Source organism: Micromonospora sp. NPDC093243, from assembly GCF_044753725.1.
Classification (GTDB): domain Bacteria; phylum Actinomycetota; class Actinomycetes; order Mycobacteriales; family Micromonosporaceae; genus Micromonospora.
In genome coordinates this window covers 65,447-83,911 of the sequence record NZ_JBIVNT010000008.1, presented here as the reverse complement: position 1 = coordinate 83,911, position 18,465 = coordinate 65,447, and the positions used below count along the sequence as shown (strand labels likewise).

The following is an 18,465-nucleotide window of genomic DNA, read 5'->3' as shown; positions in this document are numbered from 1 at the left end:
CATGCGCGGCGAGGGCTGGGGTCAGGCGGTGACGCGGAGCAGGAGTTCCACGATGGAGCGGGTGGCGGGGGGTGGGGCGGCGTCGGTGGGGCAGTCGACGTAGCCGGTCTCGATGGCGCCCACGGTCAACCGGTAGCTGAACGCGTCGGCGCAACCGCTCGGCGCGGCCGGCCGGCGGGCCTCGGCGGCGAGCCGGGGGTCGGCGGCCAGCCCGTGCAGCCCGCCCAGATCCGCCGGACCGAGCCGCCCGGTACGCCGGGACCCGGCACGGTCGACCGCCGTCCACCGACCGTCGGGCTCGACGGTGATGTTGTCCCCGCGACCGGCGATCCCGCCCGACCGGAACAGCACCACCCGGGTGGCGGCGCCGGAGCGGGTCGGCGCGGGCTGGGTCGGGTCGAGGGTGGGCGCCGTCGGGGCGGTGCCGGCCGTGGGTGGCGCGCTGGCCGTCCCACCAGGAGTGTTGCCGCCGACGGCCGGCGCCGACGGAGTGGAGCGTGGGCCGGTGGTCGTGCATCCGACCAGGGCAATGATCAGCATGATCTTGACACCGGCCAGCGGGGCTGATCTCATGCGGCTCTGACGCGTCAGCCCTCCACGCGGTTCCCGCAACCTGCCCGCTCGGTCGGACGGGCGCTGTCGATGTCGATGTCGCGGTACGGCGCGGTCTCTCCGCCGCCGACCCGTCGCTCCCGCTCCATACCTTCCCCCACCAGGAGGGCACGTGAAGAGATCCATCGCGGCCGTGAGCGCCGCGCTGCTCGCCAGTGGCGCGCTGACCTGCGTCGCCACCGCGGCGAGCGCGGCTGCGCCGACCGCCCCCGCGCCCGGCCCGACCGGCGCGGCGGCCATCCTGCGGGCCGACCCGGGCGCGGTGAAGGGCACCGCCGCCGAGTCCTACCAGGTGCACAGCTCCAAGGTGGACGCCAGCGGCGCCGCACACACCCGCTACACCCGCAGCTATCGGGGGCTGCGGGTGTACGGCGGTGACTTCGTCATCCACACCACGCCGAGCGGCGGCTACGCCGGCTCCTCGGTCGGCCTCTCCGCGCCGCTGACCCTCGGCACGACGGCGAAGGTCTCCGCGGCCAGCGCCACGAAGGCCGCTCGGGCCCGGTTCTCCGGCAAGATCACGTCGACCCGCGCCCCGGAACTCTTCGTCGACGCCAGCTCCGGCACCGGCCGGCTGGCCTGGGAGACGGTCCTCTCCGGCTGGCTGCCGGACGGCCAGACCCCGTCCCGGCTGCACGTGATCACGGACGCCACGACCGGCGCGGTGGTCGGGTCGTACGACGAGATCGAGACGATCGCCGGCACCGGCAACAGCCTGCACTCGGGCTCGGTGAGCATCGACACCACGTCCGCCGGCAGCACCTACCTGATGATCGACGCGGCGCGGGGCAACGGCTCCACCTGCGACATGAACAACACCACGTCGACCTGCACCACGGTCAGCGACGCCGACAACACCTGGGGCACCGGCGCGCACGGCAGCACCGGGGCCGCCCGGCAGACCGCCGCGGTGGACGCGCACTACGGCGCCGCCAAGACCTTCGACTACTACAAGAACACGCACGGCCGTAACGGCATCTTCGGCAACGGCGCCGGCGTGCCGAGCCGGGTGCACTACGGCAGGAACTTCGACAACGCCTTCTGGGACGGCTCCCGGATGACGTACGGCGACAACATCGGCGACAATCGGCCGTTGATCTCGCTCGACGTGGCGGCGCACGAGATGAGCCACGGGGTCACCGACAACGTCGTCCCCGGCGGGCTGACCTACGACGGTGAGTCCGGCGGCATCAACGAGGCGACCAGCGACATCTTCGGCAACATGGTGGAGTTCTACGCCAACGCTCCGGCCGACCCGGGCGACTACCAGGTCGGCGAGAAGGTCGACATCAACGGTGACGGCACTCCGCTGCGCTACATGTACAACCCGGGGCTGGACGGCGCGTCGGACACCTGCTGGTCGACCAACACCAAGAACAAGGACGTGCACTTCTCGTCCGGCGTGGCCAACCACTTCTACTTCAACCTCGCCGAGGGCACCGGCGCGACGCCGTACGGCACCTCGCCGGTCTGCGGCTCCGCCTCGGGGATGACCGGCATCGGCCGGGCCAAGGCGGAGAAGATCTGGTTCCGCGCCCTGGACGTGTACTTCACCTCCAACACCTCGTACGTCAACACCAGCAACCCGGCCAACACGGCGCGGGCGTACACCCTGCAGGCGACCACCGACCTGTACGGCAAGTGCTCGGCCGAGTACAAGGCCGTCCGGGCGGCGTGGACCGCGGTGAACGTGGCCGGCAACGACCCGGCCTGCGTGACCGGGAACGACTTCTCGCTCTCGCTCAACGAGACCTCCGGTGAGGTCTTCCCGGGCAGCACGAAGACGATCGCCGTCAGCACCGCGCTCACCGCGGGCGTCTCGCACAGCGTGGCGTTCTCCACGCTCGGCATGCCGGCCGGCTGGCGGGCCACGTTCAACCCCGGCTCGGTCCAGACCGGCAACCTGACCACCCTCAGCATCGCCACCGCGGCCACCACCCCGCCCGGCGTCTACCCGGTCACCATCACCGGCAGCGGCGCGGTGAGCCACTCGGCGGTCTACACGCTGACCATCAAGGACACCGGGCGGCCCTGCCCCGCGATACCGCAGGTGCTCGCCAACCCGGGCTTCGAGTCGGGCATCCCGCCGTGGACCGGCACCTCGGGCGTCGTCGGGTCGTTCAGCGCCCAGCCGGCCCGCTCCGGCACCCGCAACGCCTGGCTCGGCGGGTACGGCAGCACCCACACCGACACGCTCGCCCAGTCGGTGGCCCTGCCGGCCGGCTGCGTGTCGTACACCGTCGGCTTCTGGCTGCGCATCGACTCGGCCGAGACCACCACCGACCGGGCGTACGACACGCTGAAGGTGCAGGTGGTCAGCGCGAGCGGGGCGGTGCTGGGCACCCTGGCGACCTACTCGAACCTGGACGAGACCGCCGGCTACAGCCAGCGGGTCTTCGAGTTGCCGTCGTCGTACGCCGGCCAGACCGTCAGCCTCAAGTTCACCAGCGTCGAGGACTCCTCCCTGAAGACGTCCTTCGTCCTCGACGACACCTGGATCACCACCTCCTGAGCTGACCAGCGTCGGGCCGGGCCCGGCGGCCACCCTCACGGGTGGTCGTCGGGCCCGCGCCGTTAGGGTCACCGCAGTCGGGCGAGGGAGGGTGACGGTGGCGGACGCGGAGATCGTCGTCGAGGTGACCGGGCCGGTGGCGACGGTGGTGATCCACCACCCGGCGCGGCGCAACGCGATGACCCCGGCGATGTGGCGGCAGCTTCCGCCGCTCCTCGACGAGCTGGAGGCCGACCCGGCCGTCCGTGCCCTGGTGCTCACGGGCGCGGGCGACACCTTCTGCGCCGGCGCCGACCTGGGCGATCTCGACGAGTTGCTGGCGGCCGGGGACGGCAGCATCGCGGTGGCCGCCGAGGAGCGGCTCGCCGGCTTCGCCAAGCCGACCATCGCGGCCATCCGCGGCGCCTGCGTCGGCGGTGGCTGCCAGCTCGCCGCCGCCTGTGACCTGCGGATCGCCGCCGACGACGCCCGGTTCGGCGTACCGCCGGCCCGGCTCGGGCTGGTCTACCCGGCGCCGACCACCCGCCGGCTGGCCCGGCTGGTCGGCCCCTCGGCCGCGAAGTATCTGCTCTTCACCGCCGAGCTGATCGACGCCGAGCGGGCGCTACGGATCGGCCTGGTCGACGAGGTGCTGCCCGAGGAGCGACTCGCCGCCCGGGTGCAGGAAATCACCGCGAGCATCGCCCAGCGCTCGCCGCTCAGCGTGGCCGCCGCCAAGGAAATCGTCGACGACCGCGCCGCGCCGTCCCGGATCGCCTGGTGGCACCGGAAGGCGCTGGAGAGCGGCGAGGCCCGGGAGGGCATCTCCGCCGTCCGTGACCGCCGCACCCCCGCCTTCGCCTGGGCACCCCCGGCCGCCGACGACTGACAGGGGCCGGCGGGTGCCGCGCCGGGGCGTACCCCCGACGCGGCCCCCCGTTCCCGCCGGCCGGTCCGCTCACCGCCCGGCGAGCGAAGCCCAGCTCGGGACCACCGGCTCCCGGCGCAGCGGCATCCCCGCCTCGGCCGGCGTACGGTCGCCCTTGCGCTGGTTGCACGCGTAGCAGGCGGCGGTGGTGTTGCGCCAGGTGTTCCGGCCGCCGCGCGAGCGGGGCAGGATGTGGTCGATGGTGCTGGCCGGTGAGTCGCAGTACGCGCAGCAGCGACGGTCGCGCCGTAATACCCCGGCGCGGGACCAGGCCGGGCCGGCGCTGAACCGCCAACGGGTCACCACGTAGCGGACCAGCCGGACCACCCGGGGGAGCGGGAAGACCCCGATCACCTGGTCCGGCTCCGCCTCGTGGATCTCGGCCACCCGGCGGCAGAGCATCCGGATGGCGTGCTGAACGGTGACCCGGTGCAGCGGGCCGAGGTCGGCGTTGACAACGAGGACGGCGTCCACCGGGATCTCCCTCCAATGGCGGTGACGGACGTACGGGCCGGACAGCGAAGAGCCGCCCGGTCCGGTGGGGACGGGGCGGCTCGACGCGGGTCGGGCGCGCGTCAGTCGGGCCGGTCGTCCCCGGGGCCTTCGGCTCGGCAACCGTCGCTGGGCAGCCACGACGGCACGGTGGTGACGTGCGACATCGGCATGGACGGCTCCCGGTGCGGTGGTTGACCTTGCGCGATCACGGTAGGTCCGCCCGACCCGGGCGGGCAACGGATTTCGATCCGGCCCCGCCCGCCGGGACGGCCGGGCGGGACGGCCCCGGGGTCAGTCCCGCTTCGCGAGCAGGCCGCGGGGCCGGACCGACTGGACCGGTTCCGCCGCGCCGCCCTCCGCGCGCAGGATGTGGTTCGCCGCGATGATCCCGGTCGCCGCCGAGCGCTCCATCAACGCGCTGGGGAAGTCCGTGGCGATCCCGTCGCCGGCCAGGTAGAGCCCGTCGGCGTCGGTGCGTACCCCGGGCCGCCAGGCGGAACTGCCGGGTGGAAAGGCCGGCGCCTGCGCTGCCACCCGGGCGCTCAGCTCACGGACGCGCAGCCCGGCCACCTCCGGCCAGAGCGCGGTCAGCTCGGCGCGCATCCGTTCGGCCAGCTCCGCGGCGGGCACGCCCGGCTCGCAGGCGTACGCGTGCAGCTCCAGCACGCTTCCGCCGGTGCGCTGCGCCCAGTGGCGGGGCTCCCGCTCCAGCCGGTGGTAGAGCGTCACCGAGTCCAGCGTCGGCTGCCGGGACACGCCGCTGAAGACCGCCCGGTCGGGGCGTACGTCCCCGTCCAGCCAGTAGCGCGCCACCGCGTACGGCGGGCCGGGGGTGCCGAAGGCGGGCATCCGCGCCACCAGCCGCGGCGCGTGTTCCGCCAGCTCGGCGGAGGCCCCGACCAGCGCGGCGAGCGCGGGCGGGTCGACGGCGAGCACGACGTGCCGGGCGTCGTACGCCGTGCCGTCGCCGGTGACCACCCGCCAGCCGTCGCCGGCCCGGCGCACCGCGGTGGCGGCCGCCCCGGTCACCACCCGTCCGCCGTGCCGCTCGACGTGCCGGGTCAGCGGCGCCCAGATCGCCGTCGCGTAGTCCGCGTCCGGCGCGTCGAAGGCCAGGCCCTCACCGTTGCCGAGCAGGTAGAAGTGGAACTGCGCGACCATCTCGGCGGCCGACATCTCCGCCTCGTGGTTGAAGAACGAGTGCGAGAAGACCTCGAAGAGCATCGCCCGGGCCCTGTCCGGCAGTCGCAGCGAGTCGAGCAGTTCGTCGGCGCTGGTCTCGTCCAGCTCGGCGTAGGTGCGCACCGGGTGGTAGCTGAGCAGCGGCAGCGCGGCGTTGCGGTCCATTCCGCGCAGGTCGCGCAGGCGCAGGCTGGGGCTGCGGGCCAGCAGCGCGAGCAGGTTCAGCGGTGGCGCGGCGGGCAGGTCGCCGAACTCCTCGGTCGGCCACCGGGCGGAGAGGATCGGGTAGCCCGGGACCGGCCGGAGAAAGCCGAGGCCGGGGTCGATCCGGCGGAGCACCGACCGCCAGTTGTAGTACTGCCGGAAGAAGGCGTGGAAGCCGTGCTCCACCTGCTGGACGCCGTCGGCGAGTGTCTCCGGCCAGGCGCCGAGCCGGCCGCCGAGGGTGGCCGCGGCCTCCAGCACGGTGACCCGGACCCCGCGCTCGGCCAGCACCACCGCCGCCGACATGCCGGCGATCCCGCCGCCCACCACCACCGCCGCGGCCGGGTGCGGCACCCGGGGGGCGCCACCGCCGCCGGGGTCCACCTGGCGCGGGCGTACGCCGAGCAGCGGCCCGACCACTCGCGACAGTGCCATTGCGACCTCCCGCCCGGGCGAAGCCTCCAGTCTGCCCCGCCCGGCCGGGCCGGCGCGCGACCACGCCCGCGCGTCACGGCGGAGACGCGAGGCAGCGGCGCTCGCGGTCCGAGGCCGGCCAGACGTACTCGAGGTCGGCCGGTACGTCGCCGAAGAGCGGCCGATAGTGCTCGGGGTCCTTGCGGACCAGCGACGAGCGGTGGCTCAGGTGCAGGTCCTCCCGGCCCAGCCAGGGCGGCAGCTCACCGGCGGCGGCCAGCTCATCCTGGGTGCGGATGACGTCGATGCCGCAGGCGTTGGCCAGGTCGAGGCTCATCGTGCCGGCGCAGGTGTCGGCCCGCCCGGGCTCGCACCAGACCGCGCACATGTCCAGCCCGTACCGGGTCAGCGCCTCCTCGTACCCGGCCCACATCTTCACCGCGGGGTGGTTGCGCCAGCCGTACGTGGGCCAGGTCAGCCCGCGCAGCACCTGGATCGTCTCCACCCGCTGCTTGCCCAGCCGCTTCTGGTCCAGCGTCCGGGCGCTCGCCAGGAAGCCCGGGTACGGGAGGAAGGTCTGCATACCGCTGTTCTACCCGTCGGTCCGCCCGACATGCCCGGCATGGCAGGAACCGGACGGGGTCGCCCAGCGTGGTCGTGCTGACTACGATCCGGGCATGGGGGAGCCGTGGCGGGATCGGGCGCGCCGAGCGGTCGAGTGGAACTGGCGGCTTCGCCCCGCCGGTGACCCCCGGCCGCACTACGTCATCTGTGGCAAGGACGCGCTCGCCTACTACGTGGCCAAGGCGCTGCTCGACACCGAGCTGCCGGCCGGTGGCGCCCGGGTGACCGTGGTGGTGCCCGAGCGTTACCGCTCCAACGGGCCGGACGTGGCCACGCTGCGCGGCGTCCGGGTGGTCCGCTCCGACCGGCTCGACGTGGCCACCTTCGAGACCGCCGGGTTGGCCGGTGCGGCGGGGGTGGCCCTGCTGCACCAGGACGACGTGGGCAACCTGCACGCGGCGCTCTGCGCCCAGGCGGTCGACGGCCGGGTACGCCAGGTGCTGCGGATGTTCAACGGCACCCTCGCCGACGGCGTCCGGACGCTGCTCGAGGCCCGGGTCGAGGTGCTCTCCGACGCCGAGATGGCCGCGCCCGCGTTCGTCGCGGCGGCGCTCGGCGAGGTCGACCCGTCGCACTTCCAGCATCGGGACCGCACGCTGCGGGTGGCCCGGCGCGTCGACGTGCGGGAGCAGGACGTGGCCTGCGGACTGGCCGACCTGAGCGACCCACAGCGGCCGCTGCTGCTCCCGGCCGACCAGACGGTCGCCGACCTGGTGCTCGCCGAGGCGACCGGGCAGCCGCCGGGCACCGAGGTGGCCGCCCGCCGGCTGGTCCGGGCGCGGCGGCGGCCGATGGCGGTGGTGCTCCGGGCGGCCCGGGGATTCGCCACCCGCAAGATCGGCATCGCGGTGATGGCGCTGCTCGCGGTGATCGCCGTGCTGGGCGCGTTGATCTCCCGGGCCGAGGGCGTCTCCCCGGCCGAGGCGCTCTACCTCACCCTGGTCACCACGCTCAGCGGCGCCGACCCCGACACGACCAAGCCCGCCGACGCGCAGATCATGCAGGTGGTGCTCAACCTGGCCGGGCTGGCGCTGATCCCGTTGATCACCGCGGTCGTGGTCGACGGGATCGTCAACGCCCGGCTGGCCCTGCACACCGGGCGGCTGCAACCGGCCCGCTCCGGCCACGTGGTGGTGGTCGGGCTCGGCAACGTGGGCACCCGGGTGATGGCCCAGCTGCGCGAGTACGACGTCGAGGTCGTCGCGATCGACAAGGATCCGGAACCGCGCGGCGCCACCCTGGCCCGGCAGTTGGGGGTGCCGCTGGTCGTCGGTGATGCCGCCCTGCCCGAGACCCTGGTGGCCGCCTCGGTGGCCGACTGCCAGGCGCTGGTGGTGGTCTCCACCGACGACGTGACCAACCTGGAGTCGGCGCTCGCCGGCCGCGATCTCCGCCGTGACCTGCGAGTGGTGCTGCGGCTCTTCGACGGTGACTTCGCCGAGCGGGTCGAGCAGGCGTTCGGCCTCGGCGTCTCCCGGTCGGTGTCATACCTGGCCGCGCCCGCCTTCACCGGCGCGCTGACCGAGCGCGCGGTGATCGCCACCATCCCGATCGGGCGGCACGCGCTGCCGGTCGCCGAGGTGCCGGTGGCCGCCGGGTCCGAGCTGGACGGCCGCCCGCTCAGCGTGGTCTCCCGGGACGGTCAGGTGCGGCTGATCGCCCGCACCCCGGCCGGTGGTGCCAAGACGATCTGGTGGAAGGAGCTCGACCCCCGGCAGGTGATCTTCGCGGGTGACCGGCTGACCGTGGTCGCCCGCCGGGCCGGGTTGGACTGGCTCACCCGCCAGGCGGCGCCGCCCGCTCTCGGCGTGCGGGGCGTCCTTCCGCCCACCCTGGCGGGGACTCCGCCGCCCCGCTCGGCGGCGGTCTCGGCCTCAGCCCCGCCGGCGCCGGGCGGCGTACCCCGCGGCGCCGACGACGAGCACGCCGAAGCCCGCGAGGACGCTGCTCAGCGGCAGGTTGACCGCGAGCAGCAGGCAACCGACCAGCCCGAGCCCGGCGAGCGCCTGAACCGGTAGCTTCCGGGCCGGGTCGCGGCCGAGGGTCAGCGCCGCGGCGTTGGTGATCGCGTAGTAGACCAGCACCGTGCAGCTGGAAAAGCCGATCGCGGCGCGTACGTCGCCGAGCGCCACCACCAGCACCACCACCGCGGCGACCGCCAACTCGGCCCGGTGCGGCACCCGGTGCCGGGGGTGCACGGCGGCCAGCCCACCGGGCAGGTCGCGGCGGCGGGCCATCGCCAGCAGGGTGCGCCCGACCCCGGCGAGCAGCGACAGCAGCACGCCGGTGACCGCGACCGTGGCCCCGGCGCGGACCACCCACGCCAGGTCGGGCAGCCCGGCGGCGGTCACCACGTCGGCCAGCGGCGCGGCGGAGTCGGCCAGCCGGTCGGCGCCGAGCACCCCCAGCGACACCACGGCCAGGACCAGGTAGATCGCCAGCACCACGCCGAGCGCCAGCGGCACCGCGCGCGGGATCGTCCGCTCCGGATCGCGGACCTCCTCGCCCAGGGTGGCGATGCGGGCGTAGCCGGCGAAGGCGAAGAAGAGCAGGCCGGCGGCGGTGAGCACGCCGCGCCCGGAGCCGCCGGGGTCGGTCAGCCGGTCCAGGACGACCGGGCCGCCGACCAGGCCGGTGACCGCCACCAGGGCCAGCACCGCCAGCACCAGCCCGACCAGTAGCTTCGTCACGAGGGCGGTCTTGCCGATGCCCCGCAGGTTCACCGCGGTCACCGCGAGCACCGCGCCGACCGCCACCAGCCGGGCCTGCTCCGGCCAGAGGTACGCCCCGATGGTCAGCGCCATCGCCGCGCAGCTCGCGGTCTTGCCGACCACGAATCCCCAGCCGGCCAGAAAGCCCGCGAACGGGCCCAGCCGCTCCCGGCCGTAGACGTAGGTGCCGCCGGACTCGGGGTAGCGGGCGGCCAGCCGGGCCGAGCTGGTGGCGTTGCAGAAGGCGATGAAACCGGCGATCACCAGGGCGGGCAGCAGCCCGGCGCCGCCGGCCGCCGCCGCGGCCGGGGCGAAGACCACGAAGACGCCCGCGCCGAGCATCGAGCCGAGCCCGATGAGCACCGCGTCGGGTACGCCGAGCCGCCGTTCGAGTTGGACCACGGCCGGCAGGCTAGGCGTCCGAGGTGAACAACGCGGTACGGCGGGAGCCGGGCAGCCGGGCCGGCAGTGGTACGTCGTCCCACGGAATCCGGTGCAGCAGCCGGTCCAGGAGCAGGCCGAGCAGCAGGCCGGCCACCGAGTCGGTGAGCCAGTGCCAGCCCAGGTAGGTGGTGGTGGAGAGCACGATCAACGGCGGCAGCACCCGTACCGCGATGATCACCCGGTGCGGGACCGGCCGGTCCATGCTGCGCAGCAGCGCGGCGACCAGCAGGGCGAGCACCCCGTACCAGACGATGGCGTTGGCCACGTGGCCGGACGGGTAGGACTGGGCGAAGCGGAACGGCACGTCCTGCTGGAAGAGCGGCAGGGTCTGCTCCGGCGCCAGGAACGGCTCCTTCACGCTGGCGCTCGGCGCCGGCCGGGCCGTCCAGACCTTCAACGGCCCGATGGTCAGGTAGGTGAACAGGAAGGCGACGACCGGCGGCAGCACCGGCCGGATCGAGCGGACCCGGACGGCCACCAGCACCCCGAGCCCGGCGGCGAGCAGGGTCAGCGGGGTGCCCTGGCCGAGCAGGTTCAACACCCGGGCCACCCAGTACGCCGCCGTCGGCCGGTGGGCCTGCGCCCAGTCGGCCACCGCCCGGTCGATGCCGAAGAGCTGATCGGCGGCGAGCGCCACCGTCAGCCCGACCAGACCGGCGAGAAGCAACGCGTCGAACCACCAACCGGCCGGACGGACCGGTCTGAGCTGGACCTTCCGCCGTACCGCCGTGGTCTCCCGCACGCGACCACGCTACCGGGCTGCTGTGGGCCCAGCCACGATGGGAAGCCTTCGCCGGGCGAACGCGGCATGCTTGTCCCCGTGCGGATCACGTCTGCCCTCGTGGACCCGGCGCTGCTCGACCTGCCCTGGTCGACACCGCTGGAGGAGTGGCCTGCCCAGCACCTGGTGGCGCTGCCGCAGGGCATCTCCCGGCACATCGTCCGGTTCGTCCGGCTCGGCGACTACGTGTACGCGTTCAAGGAGACCCGCGAGCGCATCGCCGAGCGCGAGTACGACCTGCTCCGGGCCCTGGAACGGATCGACTTCCCGTCGGTGGAGGCGGTGGCGGTGGTCGCCGACCGGCAGACGCCGGAGGGGGAGCCCCTGGAGTCGGTGCTGATCACCCGCCACCTGCAGTTCTCGCTGCCCTACCGGGCGCTCTTCTCGCACACGCTGCGGCCGGAGACCATGGGCCGGCTGCTCGACGCGCTCGCCGCGCTGCTGGTCCGGATGCACCTGACCGGGTTCTTCTGGGGCGACTGCTCCCTGTCCAACACGCTCTTCCGCCGGGACGCGGGCGCGTTCGCGGCCTACCTGGTGGACGCGGAGACCGGCGCACTGCGCCCCTCGCTCTCCAACGGCCAGCGCGGCGAGGACCTGGAGATCGCCCGGGTGAACATCTTCGGCGAGGCGCTGGACCTCCAGGCCGCCGGCCTGCTGCACGAGTCCATCGACCCGGAGGTGGTCTGCGAGGAGGTCGTGCAGCGCTACGAGCGGCTCTGGCACGAGATCACCTACGAGCAGCAGGTCGAGCGGGAGGCCCGGCACGACATCGAGGGCCGGATCCGCCGCCTCAACGAGCTGGGCTTCGACGTGGCCGAGGTGGCCATGTCGACCATCGACGACGGGCGCTACCTGATCCGGCCGAAGGTGGTCGACGCCGGCTACCACACCCGGCGGCTGCTGCGGCTGACCGGCCTGGACGCCGAGGAGAACCAGGCTCGCAGGCTCCTCAACGACCTGGACGCCTACCGGGCGGAGAGTGACCTCGTCGACGAGCAGCAGGCGGCGCACCGCTGGCTGACCGAGGTCTTCGAGCCGGTGGTCCGGGCGGTGCCGGCACACCTGCGCCGCAAGCTGGAGCCGCAGGAGATCTTCGCCCAGATCATCGAGCACAAGTGGCTGCTCTCCGAGCGCGCCGGCCGGGACGTCGGGATGCGTCACGCGGTGCAGTCCTACCTGGTCGACGTGCTGGCGCACCGCCCCGACGAGCAGGCCGTGCTCGGCGTCGAGGTGCCGACCGGCGGCTGAGCGCGGCCCGCCCACCGTCGGCTGCGCGAAGCCCGGCCAGCGGCGGCTTAGCCCGGCCCGCCCGCCGCCGGGCGCTGCGGGCGCTACCGGGGCGTCACTCCTGCCAGGAGCCGCCGCGCAGCACCCGGACCACGTTCAGCTCCTCGTCCAGCACGACCAGGTCGGCACGGAGGCCGACCTGGAGGGCGCCGACCCGGTCGCCGAGCCCGATCGCCCGGGCGGGGGTGGTGGCGACCATCCGGGCGGCGTCGGCCATCGGGATCCCGGCGGCGACCGCGTGCCGCAGCGCCGCGTCCATGGTGAGGGTGCTGCCGGCGATCGCGCCGTCGCTCGCCAACCGGGCCACCCCGTCGGCCACGGTCACCGCCTGCCCGCCCAGCTCGTACTCGCCGTCGGCCATCCCCGCCGCGGCCATCGCGTCGGTGATCAGAGCGGCCCGCTCGGGGCCGACCACCGAGGTGGCGAAGGTGAGCGTCCCGTCGTGCAGGTGCACCCCGTCGGCGACCAGCTCGCAGACCACGTTCGGCGCGTCCAGCAGGGCCACCACCGGGCCCGGCTCGCGGTGGTGCACCGGGCGCATCCCGTTGAACAGGTGGGTGCCGACGCTGGCGCCGGCCGCGAGCGCGGCGCGGGTCTCGTCGTACGTGGCGTCGGTGTGACCGACGGCGGCGACCACCCGGTGCGCGGTGAGCAGCTTGATCGCGTCCAGGGCGCCGGCCCGCTCGGGGGCGAGGGTCACCATCCGGATCGTGTCGCCGCCAAGCTCGATCAGCTCGGTCAGCTCGTCGGTGGACGGGTCGCGGAGGAACTCCGGGTTCTGCGCGCCGCACCGGGCCGCCGAGAGGTACGGCCCCTCGAAGTGGATGCCGGCCAGCACCCCCTCCTGCACCAGCGGACGGTACGCGGCGGTGGCCGAGCGCATCAGCTCGTACGGCGAGCTGACCAGGCTGGCCAGCAGGGTCGTGGTGCCGTGGGCCAGGTGGAAGGCGGCGGCGGAGCGAGCCTGCGCGGCGTCGCCGGTGGTGAACGTGTGCCCGCCACCGCCGTGGGTGTGCATGTCCACGAAGCCCGGCAGGATCCAGTGCCCGTCCCGCACCGCCGGGTACTCGGCCACCGCCGTGATCCGGTCGCCGTCCCACTCGACGCAGCCCTGACGGATGACGCCGTTCGGGGTCACCACCTTGCCGCTGACCCGCACGGTCATCGCTTCTCCACGGTTGTCGGGACGCCCAGGGCGTCGAGGGCGAGCAGGGCGGCGCCGAGGCAGCCTGCCTCGTCGCCCAGGGCCGCCGCGACCAGCCGCGGCTCCCGGTGGAAGGTCATCCGCTCGTGCAGTGCCGCGCGGAGCGGGTCGAGCAGTCGCGCGCCGGCCTGCGCCAGCCCGCCGCCGAGCACGATCGTGGCGACGTCGAAGAGCGCCTGTCCGGTCGCGAGCCCGTCGGCCAGCGCTGCCACGGTCTCCTGCCAGATCCGCACCGCCGCCGGTTCGCCGGCGGCGGCCCGCTCGGCCACCTCGGCCGCGTCGGCCGGGACCCCGGTCAGCTCGGCGTAGCGGCGGCCGACCGCGGCGGCCGAGGCGATCGCCTCCAGGCAGCCGGGTCGCCCGCAGCCGCAGCGCGGGCCGTCCGGGCGGACCAGGATGTGGCCGATCTCGCCGGCGGCGCCGTGCGCGCCGACGCTGGCTGCGCCGTCGACCACGTGGGCGGCCGCGATGCCGGTGCCGATCGCGACGAAGAGCACGTGCCCGGCGCCCCGGCCGGCGCCGAGCCGAGCCTCGGCGAGACCGCCCACCCGCACGTCGTGGCCGAGCGCCGTGGGCAGGCCGAGCCGGGCCACCGCGAGGTCCCGCAGCGGTACGTCCCGGAAGCCGATGTTGGCCGACCAGACGGCGACGCCGCGCCCCTCGTCGACCACGCCGGGCACGGCGACGCCGAGCGCAAGCGGGGTGCGACCGTCGGCGCGGGCCTTGCCGGCCAGCCCTTCGGCGACCTCCAGAATGGTGTCGACCACCGCCGTGGGCCCGCGGTCGGCGCCGGTCGGGTGTCGTTCGGTGTGCACGGTGCGGCCGTCCGGGCGGACCAGGGCGCACTTCATGCCGGTACCGCCGACGTCCAGCGCGACGACGACGTCGTCGCCGTCACTCATGCCGGCGCTCCGCCGCGCTCCGTGCCGCCAGGAGGCACCACCGTGCTGAGTCGCTGACGCTGAGTCACGCGAGCACCACGGAGCGGGTCAGGTGTCGGGGCGCGTCCGGGTCGAGGCCCCGGCTGGTGGCGAGGGCGACGGCGAACCGCTGGGCCAGGATCAGGTCGGCCATCGGGTCCACCGGGTTCCGCCCGGCCGCCCAACTGCCGAGCACGGTGCGGCAGCCGTGGGTGCGGCTGTGTACGAAGGCGGCGCCGGTGGCGGCGACGTCCTCGGGTAGCCCGTCGGGCAGCGCGCCGAACGCCCAGACCAGCCGGCCCGGTGCGGCGATCGAGATCGGCCCGTGCCGGTAGTCCATCGCCGGGTACGCCTCGGCCCAGAAGGTGGCTGCCTCCCGGCACTTCAACGCGGCCTCCTGGGCCAGCCCGATCGTCCAACCGCGACCGAGGAAGGTGACCTGCTCGATCAGGCCCGGGTCGATCGGCAGCGGGGCGCGGACCGCGACCTCGGCGTCGGCGGCCAGCGCGCCGACGTTCTCGCCCAGGTGGGCGCGGAGCAGGGCCAGCGCGGTGGTGGCGAAGCGGGTCTGCACCACCGAGCGTTCGTCGGCGAAGGGCATGGTCACCGCGGCGTCGGCGAGCTGTACCGCAGGCGAACCCGGGTCGCCGGCGAGCACGGTGGTCGGCAGCTGGCCACGCAGCGCCTCGATCAGCTCCACCACCTCGGTGGTGGTGCCGGAGCGGCTGATCGCGATCAGCCGGTCGTAGCGCCGTCCGGCGGGGAACTCGGAGGCCTGGAAGGCATCGGTCTCGCCCTGCCCGGCCTGCTCCCGCAGCGCCGCGTACGCCATCGCCATGAACCACGATGTGCCGCAGCCGACGACGGCGACCCGCTCGCCGGGGGCGGGTAGGCCGGGGTGCCCGCCGGCGGCGAGCTTCGCGGCCTCCCGCCAGCAGTCGGGCTGACTCGCGATCTCCGCGTCGACGTACGCCATCACAACTCCTCGCACGAGGCGGCCGTGCGCAATACGGCTCGTTATACCCGTCTTTCGCGCGTCATTCTGCGCGAACCGGGGTGGTCGTGGCAACCGGCTGCCCGTTCGCGCAGACCGGTGTTTTGCGCCCTCCTAGTTTCGCGCACTACTGTGCACGCAATCAATCACCGATCGTGCAGTCGCTGGGAGGGCCCCCACGGTGGACCGCTACGCCAGATGGAATGCCCTGCTCGAGATGCTCACCGACAGCGGTCGGGTCAGCGTCGAGGAGGCCGCCGAGCGGCTGGACGTCTCCCAGGCGACCATCCGGCGCGACTTCGACCAGCTCGCCCAGCAGCAGATGATCACCCGTACCCGGGGTGGCGCGGTGGCCAACGGCGTCTCCTACGACCTGCCGCTGCGCTACAAGACCGCCAAGCACTCGGCGGAGAAGCAGCGCATCGGCGCGGCCGCCGCCGCGCTGGTGTCGCCGGGTACGGTGGTCGGCCTGAACGGCGGCACCACCAGCACCGAGGTGGCCCGGGCGCTGGCCGTCCGGCCGGATCTGAACACCAACGCCGAGGGCGCCCAGCTGACCGTGGTGACCAACGCGCTGAACATCGCCAACGAGCTGCTGGTTCGGTCCCGGATGAAAGTGGTGGTGGCCGGCGGGGTGGTCCGGCCGAAGTCCTTCGAGCTGGTCGGCCCGCTCGGCGGCGCGCTGCTGCGTGAGGTCACCCTGGACATCGCCCTGCTCGGCGTGGACGCGATCGACCCGCAGCTCGGCGCGGCCGCGCACCACGAGGGTGAGGCCGCGATGAACAACCTCATGGTGGCTCGGGCGAAGCGCGTGGTGATCATCGCCGACTCGTCCAAGCTGGGCGGTCACGCGTTCGCCCGGATCTGCCCGGTGGACCGGGTGGAAATCCTGGTGACCGACTCCGGCGCCGACCCCGACGTGGTCGAGGCGTTCCGCGCGGCCGGCGTGCACGTCATCTGCGCCTGAGGCGCACCCACCGCACCTCGCTCCCCTTTCCCGGTCCGACCCGGCCGGTCGCGCAGCGTGATCGGATGACCCCCGCCCGGGTTTTCGGCGCGTCATTGCATACCCGGTATTGCACAGCGGTGCATACCGCGTATGGTGTCGCCTGTCATGCCAACCCATCGGGGGAGGTGCAGCTTGCCAGCTGTCCTGGAGATCGAAGGTCTACGTAAGACGTACAAGAGTCGTCGACGCGGCACCCGCAACGCGTTGGACGGCTTCGACATGCGGGTCAGCGCGGGGCAGGTGCACGGCTTCCTCGGCCCCAACGGGTCCGGCAAGACGACCACTCTGCGTACGCTGCTCGGCCTGATCCGGCCCAACGGCGGCCGGATGAGCATCCTCGGGCACGAGGTGCCCGAGGCGCTGCCGACCGTCGCCGGCCAGGTCGGCGCGATCGTGGAGAGCCCGCAGTTCTTCCCGCACTTCACCGCCCGGGACACGCTGTCCCTGCTGGCCTCCGCGGGCGAGGTGCCGGCCACCCGGGTCGACGAGGTACTCGAGCTGGTCGGGCTGCGCGACCGGGCCGGCGAGCGGGTCAAGACCTACTCGCTCGGCATGAAGCAGCGGCTCGCCGTCGCCTCGGCCCTGCTCAAGAAGCCGAAGCTGCTGATCCTCGACGAGCCGGCCAACGGTCTCGACCCCGGCGGCATCCGCGAGATGCGCACGCTGATGCGCAACCTCTCCGAGTCCGGGATGACCGTGGTGCTCTCCAGCCACATCCTTGGCGAGATCCAGCTCATCTGCGACTCGGTCACCATCATCTCGCTGGGCCGTCGGGTCGCCTTCGGCCCGGTCGACGAGGTGCTCGCCCAGCACTCGTCCGGCGCGGTGCGGGTACGCCTCGAAGCGGTGACCGACCTGCCCGCGGCCACCGAGGCGCTCACCCGGGCCGGGATCCGGGTCACCGGGCAGCCGGACCATCTGATGCTCGGCGGCGTCGACAAGCCGGCCACGGTCACCCGGCTCCTCGCCGAGCAGGGCCTCTACGTCAGCGAGCTGGCGCCGATCGCCGTCGACCTGGAGAGCGTCTTCCTCGAGTTGACCTCCACCGCGCCGGTCCCCGGTCAGCACCGGCAGGTCGACCAGTCCACGAAGGTCGGTGGGTCGGAGCAGTCCGGTACCGCCGGAGGGGGGTGGGGCGCGTGAGCCTCTACCGTACGGAGCTGCGCCGGCTGACCAAGCGGCGCTTCACCCGCTACATGACGCTGCTCGGCCTGCTGGTGCTGGCGGCGGTGGTGGTCGGGATGTTCTTCAGCAACCAGAAGATCGACGCCGCCGCGCACGCCCGCGCGGAGCGCCAGGCCGAGCAGCAGTACCAGGATCAGCTGCGCTACACCGAGCAGGAACGCGCGGCGTGCGAGCAGGCCGAGGCGGCCGGCACGAAGGACGGCAACCGGTTCCCGCCGCAGTGCGACATGATCACGGCCCCGCCCCGCGAGGCGTTCCAGGCCGAGTGGTTCCTGCCGTCGACGTTCGACTTCCGGAAGAGCTTCGGCGAGATGCTGATCCCGTTCGCGGCGATCCTGGGACTGGTCGGCTTCGTCGTCGGCGCGTCCTTCATCGGCGCCGAGTGGAGCAGCGGCGGAATGATGAACCTGCTGCTCTGGCGGCCGAAGCGGCTCACCGTGCTGCTCAGCAAGCTGGCGGCGCTGCTCACCGGGGCGTTCGCGCTGACGGTCTCGGCCGGGCTGCTCTGGTACGGCGGGTTCTGGCTGGTCGCCCTGTTCCGGGGCAGCACCGAGAAGGTGACCTCCGGTGTCTGGCAGTCGCTCGCCCTGACCGGGCTGCGCGGGCTGGTGCTGGTGCTCGCCGCCACCACCATCGGCTTCGCGCTGGCCTCGCTGGGCCGGCACACCGCGATGGCCCTCGGCGGCGTGGTGGCGTTGCTGGTGGTCGGCCAGTTCGGGCTCGGCATCCTGCTGAGCATGGCCCGGATTCCGTTCGTCGAGGCGTGGCTGCTGCCCACGTACGCGGCGGCCTGGATGCAGAAGAAGGTGACCCTGGAGAACTGGGAAGCCTGCAACGCCACCTTCACCGGTGAGTGCAAGCCGGAGACCTTCGACATCACCTGGCAGCAGTCCTCGGTGATGCTGGTGGTCGGGGTCGCGGTGATCCTCGGCGGGGCCCTCTGGGCGATGCGCCGACGCGACATCTCCTGACCGGCG

15 protein-coding genes and 1 pseudogene are annotated in these 18,465 nt (G+C 73.8%); 7 read left to right on the top strand and 9 right to left on the bottom strand.

All coding sequences use genetic code 11. The features are described from left to right. Positions 1-21: 21 nt before the first annotated feature. Positions 22-540, bottom strand: a complete 519-nt coding sequence (locus ACIP9D_RS25815; RefSeq protein WP_400451082.1) for a hypothetical protein — start codon at positions 538-540, stop codon at positions 22-24. A 184-nt stretch (positions 541-724) separates the two neighbouring features. Here ACIP9D_RS25815 and ACIP9D_RS25810 point away from each other — a divergent pair, with 184 nt between their 5' ends. Both ACIP9D_RS25810 and ACIP9D_RS25805 read left to right on the top strand, forming a co-directional pair. Next, positions 725-3,124 (top strand): M4 family metallopeptidase, encoded by a 2,400-nt coding sequence (locus ACIP9D_RS25810; RefSeq protein ID WP_350873464.1) that lies wholly within the window; start codon positions 725-727, stop codon positions 3,122-3,124. 91 nt (positions 3,125-3,215) lie between these two features. Beyond that, positions 3,216-3,992: an enoyl-CoA hydratase/isomerase family protein gene (locus ACIP9D_RS25805; RefSeq protein ID WP_350873463.1), complete on the top strand. Its 777-nt coding sequence runs from the start codon at positions 3,216-3,218 to the stop codon at positions 3,990-3,992. Positions 3,993-4,061: 69 nt separating this feature from the next. Here the strand turns inward: ACIP9D_RS25805 and ACIP9D_RS25800 are convergent, their stop codons facing one another. The 3 genes from ACIP9D_RS25800 to ACIP9D_RS25790 form a co-directional block, all read right to left on the bottom strand. Next, positions 4,062-4,505 carry an HNH endonuclease gene (locus ACIP9D_RS25800; RefSeq protein WP_350873462.1) on the bottom strand — a complete coding sequence of 148 codons (444 nt, stop codon included), beginning with the start codon at positions 4,503-4,505 and terminating at the stop codon, positions 4,062-4,064. A gap of 312 nt (positions 4,506-4,817) precedes the next feature. Then, complete coding sequence (locus ACIP9D_RS25795; protein ID WP_350873461.1) at positions 4,818-6,347, bottom strand: FAD-dependent oxidoreductase; 1,530 nt, start codon at positions 6,345-6,347, stop codon at positions 4,818-4,820. A 73-nt stretch (positions 6,348-6,420) separates the two neighbouring features. Further along, positions 6,421-6,909, bottom strand: coding sequence for an MSMEG_6728 family protein (locus tag ACIP9D_RS25790; protein ID WP_350873460.1), 489 nt, complete (start codon positions 6,907-6,909; stop codon positions 6,421-6,423). 94 nt (positions 6,910-7,003) lie between these two features. Here ACIP9D_RS25790 and ACIP9D_RS25785 point away from each other — a divergent pair. Next, positions 7,004-8,944: pseudogene (locus ACIP9D_RS25785) on the top strand (potassium channel family protein); the annotation flags it as partial. On the opposite strand, the gene ACIP9D_RS25780 reads toward ACIP9D_RS25785, so the two are convergent. Next, positions 8,825-10,063 carry an APC family permease gene (locus ACIP9D_RS25780; RefSeq protein ID WP_350873459.1) on the bottom strand — a complete coding sequence of 413 codons (1,239 nt, stop codon included), beginning with the start codon at positions 10,061-10,063 and terminating at the stop codon, positions 8,825-8,827. The pseudogene ACIP9D_RS25785 and the gene ACIP9D_RS25780 sit on opposite strands and share 120 nt — an antisense overlap. A 10-nt stretch (positions 10,064-10,073) precedes the next feature. Further along, positions 10,074-10,847, bottom strand: a complete 774-nt coding sequence (locus ACIP9D_RS25775) for a phosphatase PAP2 family protein (RefSeq protein WP_350873458.1) — start codon at positions 10,845-10,847, stop codon at positions 10,074-10,076. A 66-nt stretch (positions 10,848-10,913) separates the two neighbouring features. Here ACIP9D_RS25775 and ACIP9D_RS25770 point away from each other — a divergent pair, with 66 nt between their 5' ends. Then, a complete protein-coding gene (locus ACIP9D_RS25770; protein WP_350873457.1) occupies positions 10,914-12,137 on the top strand; it encodes a DUF4032 domain-containing protein in 1,224 nt (407 codons plus the stop codon). 94 nt (positions 12,138-12,231) lie between these two features. Here the strand turns inward: ACIP9D_RS25770 and nagA are convergent, their stop codons facing one another. The 3 genes from nagA to ACIP9D_RS25755 all read right to left on the bottom strand — a co-directional run bounded on the left by nagA (position 12,232) and on the right by ACIP9D_RS25755 (position 15,276). After that, entirely contained in the window at positions 12,232-13,341 is a 1,110-nt protein-coding gene (gene nagA, locus ACIP9D_RS25765) for an N-acetylglucosamine-6-phosphate deacetylase (protein WP_350873456.1), read from the bottom strand. Continuing rightward, positions 13,338-14,282 (bottom strand): ROK family protein, encoded by a 945-nt coding sequence (locus ACIP9D_RS25760; protein ID WP_350873455.1) that lies wholly within the window; start codon positions 14,280-14,282, stop codon positions 13,338-13,340. Before ACIP9D_RS25760 ends, nagA begins: the two co-directional genes overlap by 4 nt. Positions 14,283-14,346: 64 nt before the next feature. Next, positions 14,347-15,276, bottom strand: coding sequence for an SIS domain-containing protein (locus tag ACIP9D_RS25755; protein WP_350873454.1), 930 nt, complete (start codon positions 15,274-15,276; stop codon positions 14,347-14,349). Positions 15,277-15,475: 199 nt separating this feature from the next. Between ACIP9D_RS25755 and ACIP9D_RS25750 the strand changes: the two genes are divergently transcribed. The 3 genes from ACIP9D_RS25750 (at position 15,476) to ACIP9D_RS25740 (ending at position 18,459) form a co-directional block, all read left to right on the top strand. Continuing rightward, positions 15,476-16,261, top strand: coding sequence for a DeoR/GlpR family DNA-binding transcription regulator (locus ACIP9D_RS25750; protein WP_350873453.1), 786 nt, complete (start codon positions 15,476-15,478; stop codon positions 16,259-16,261). A gap of 174 nt (positions 16,262-16,435) precedes the next feature. Then, positions 16,436-17,446 carry an ATP-binding cassette domain-containing protein gene (locus ACIP9D_RS25745; RefSeq protein WP_350873452.1) on the top strand — a complete coding sequence of 337 codons (1,011 nt, stop codon included), beginning with the start codon at positions 16,436-16,438 and terminating at the stop codon, positions 17,444-17,446. After that, on the top strand, positions 17,443-18,459 hold the full coding sequence (locus ACIP9D_RS25740; protein ID WP_350873451.1) for an ABC transporter permease subunit: 1,017 nt from the start codon (positions 17,443-17,445) through the stop codon (positions 18,457-18,459). The genes ACIP9D_RS25745 and ACIP9D_RS25740 overlap by 4 nt, the downstream gene beginning before the upstream one ends. Positions 18,460-18,465 lie beyond the last annotated feature (6 nt).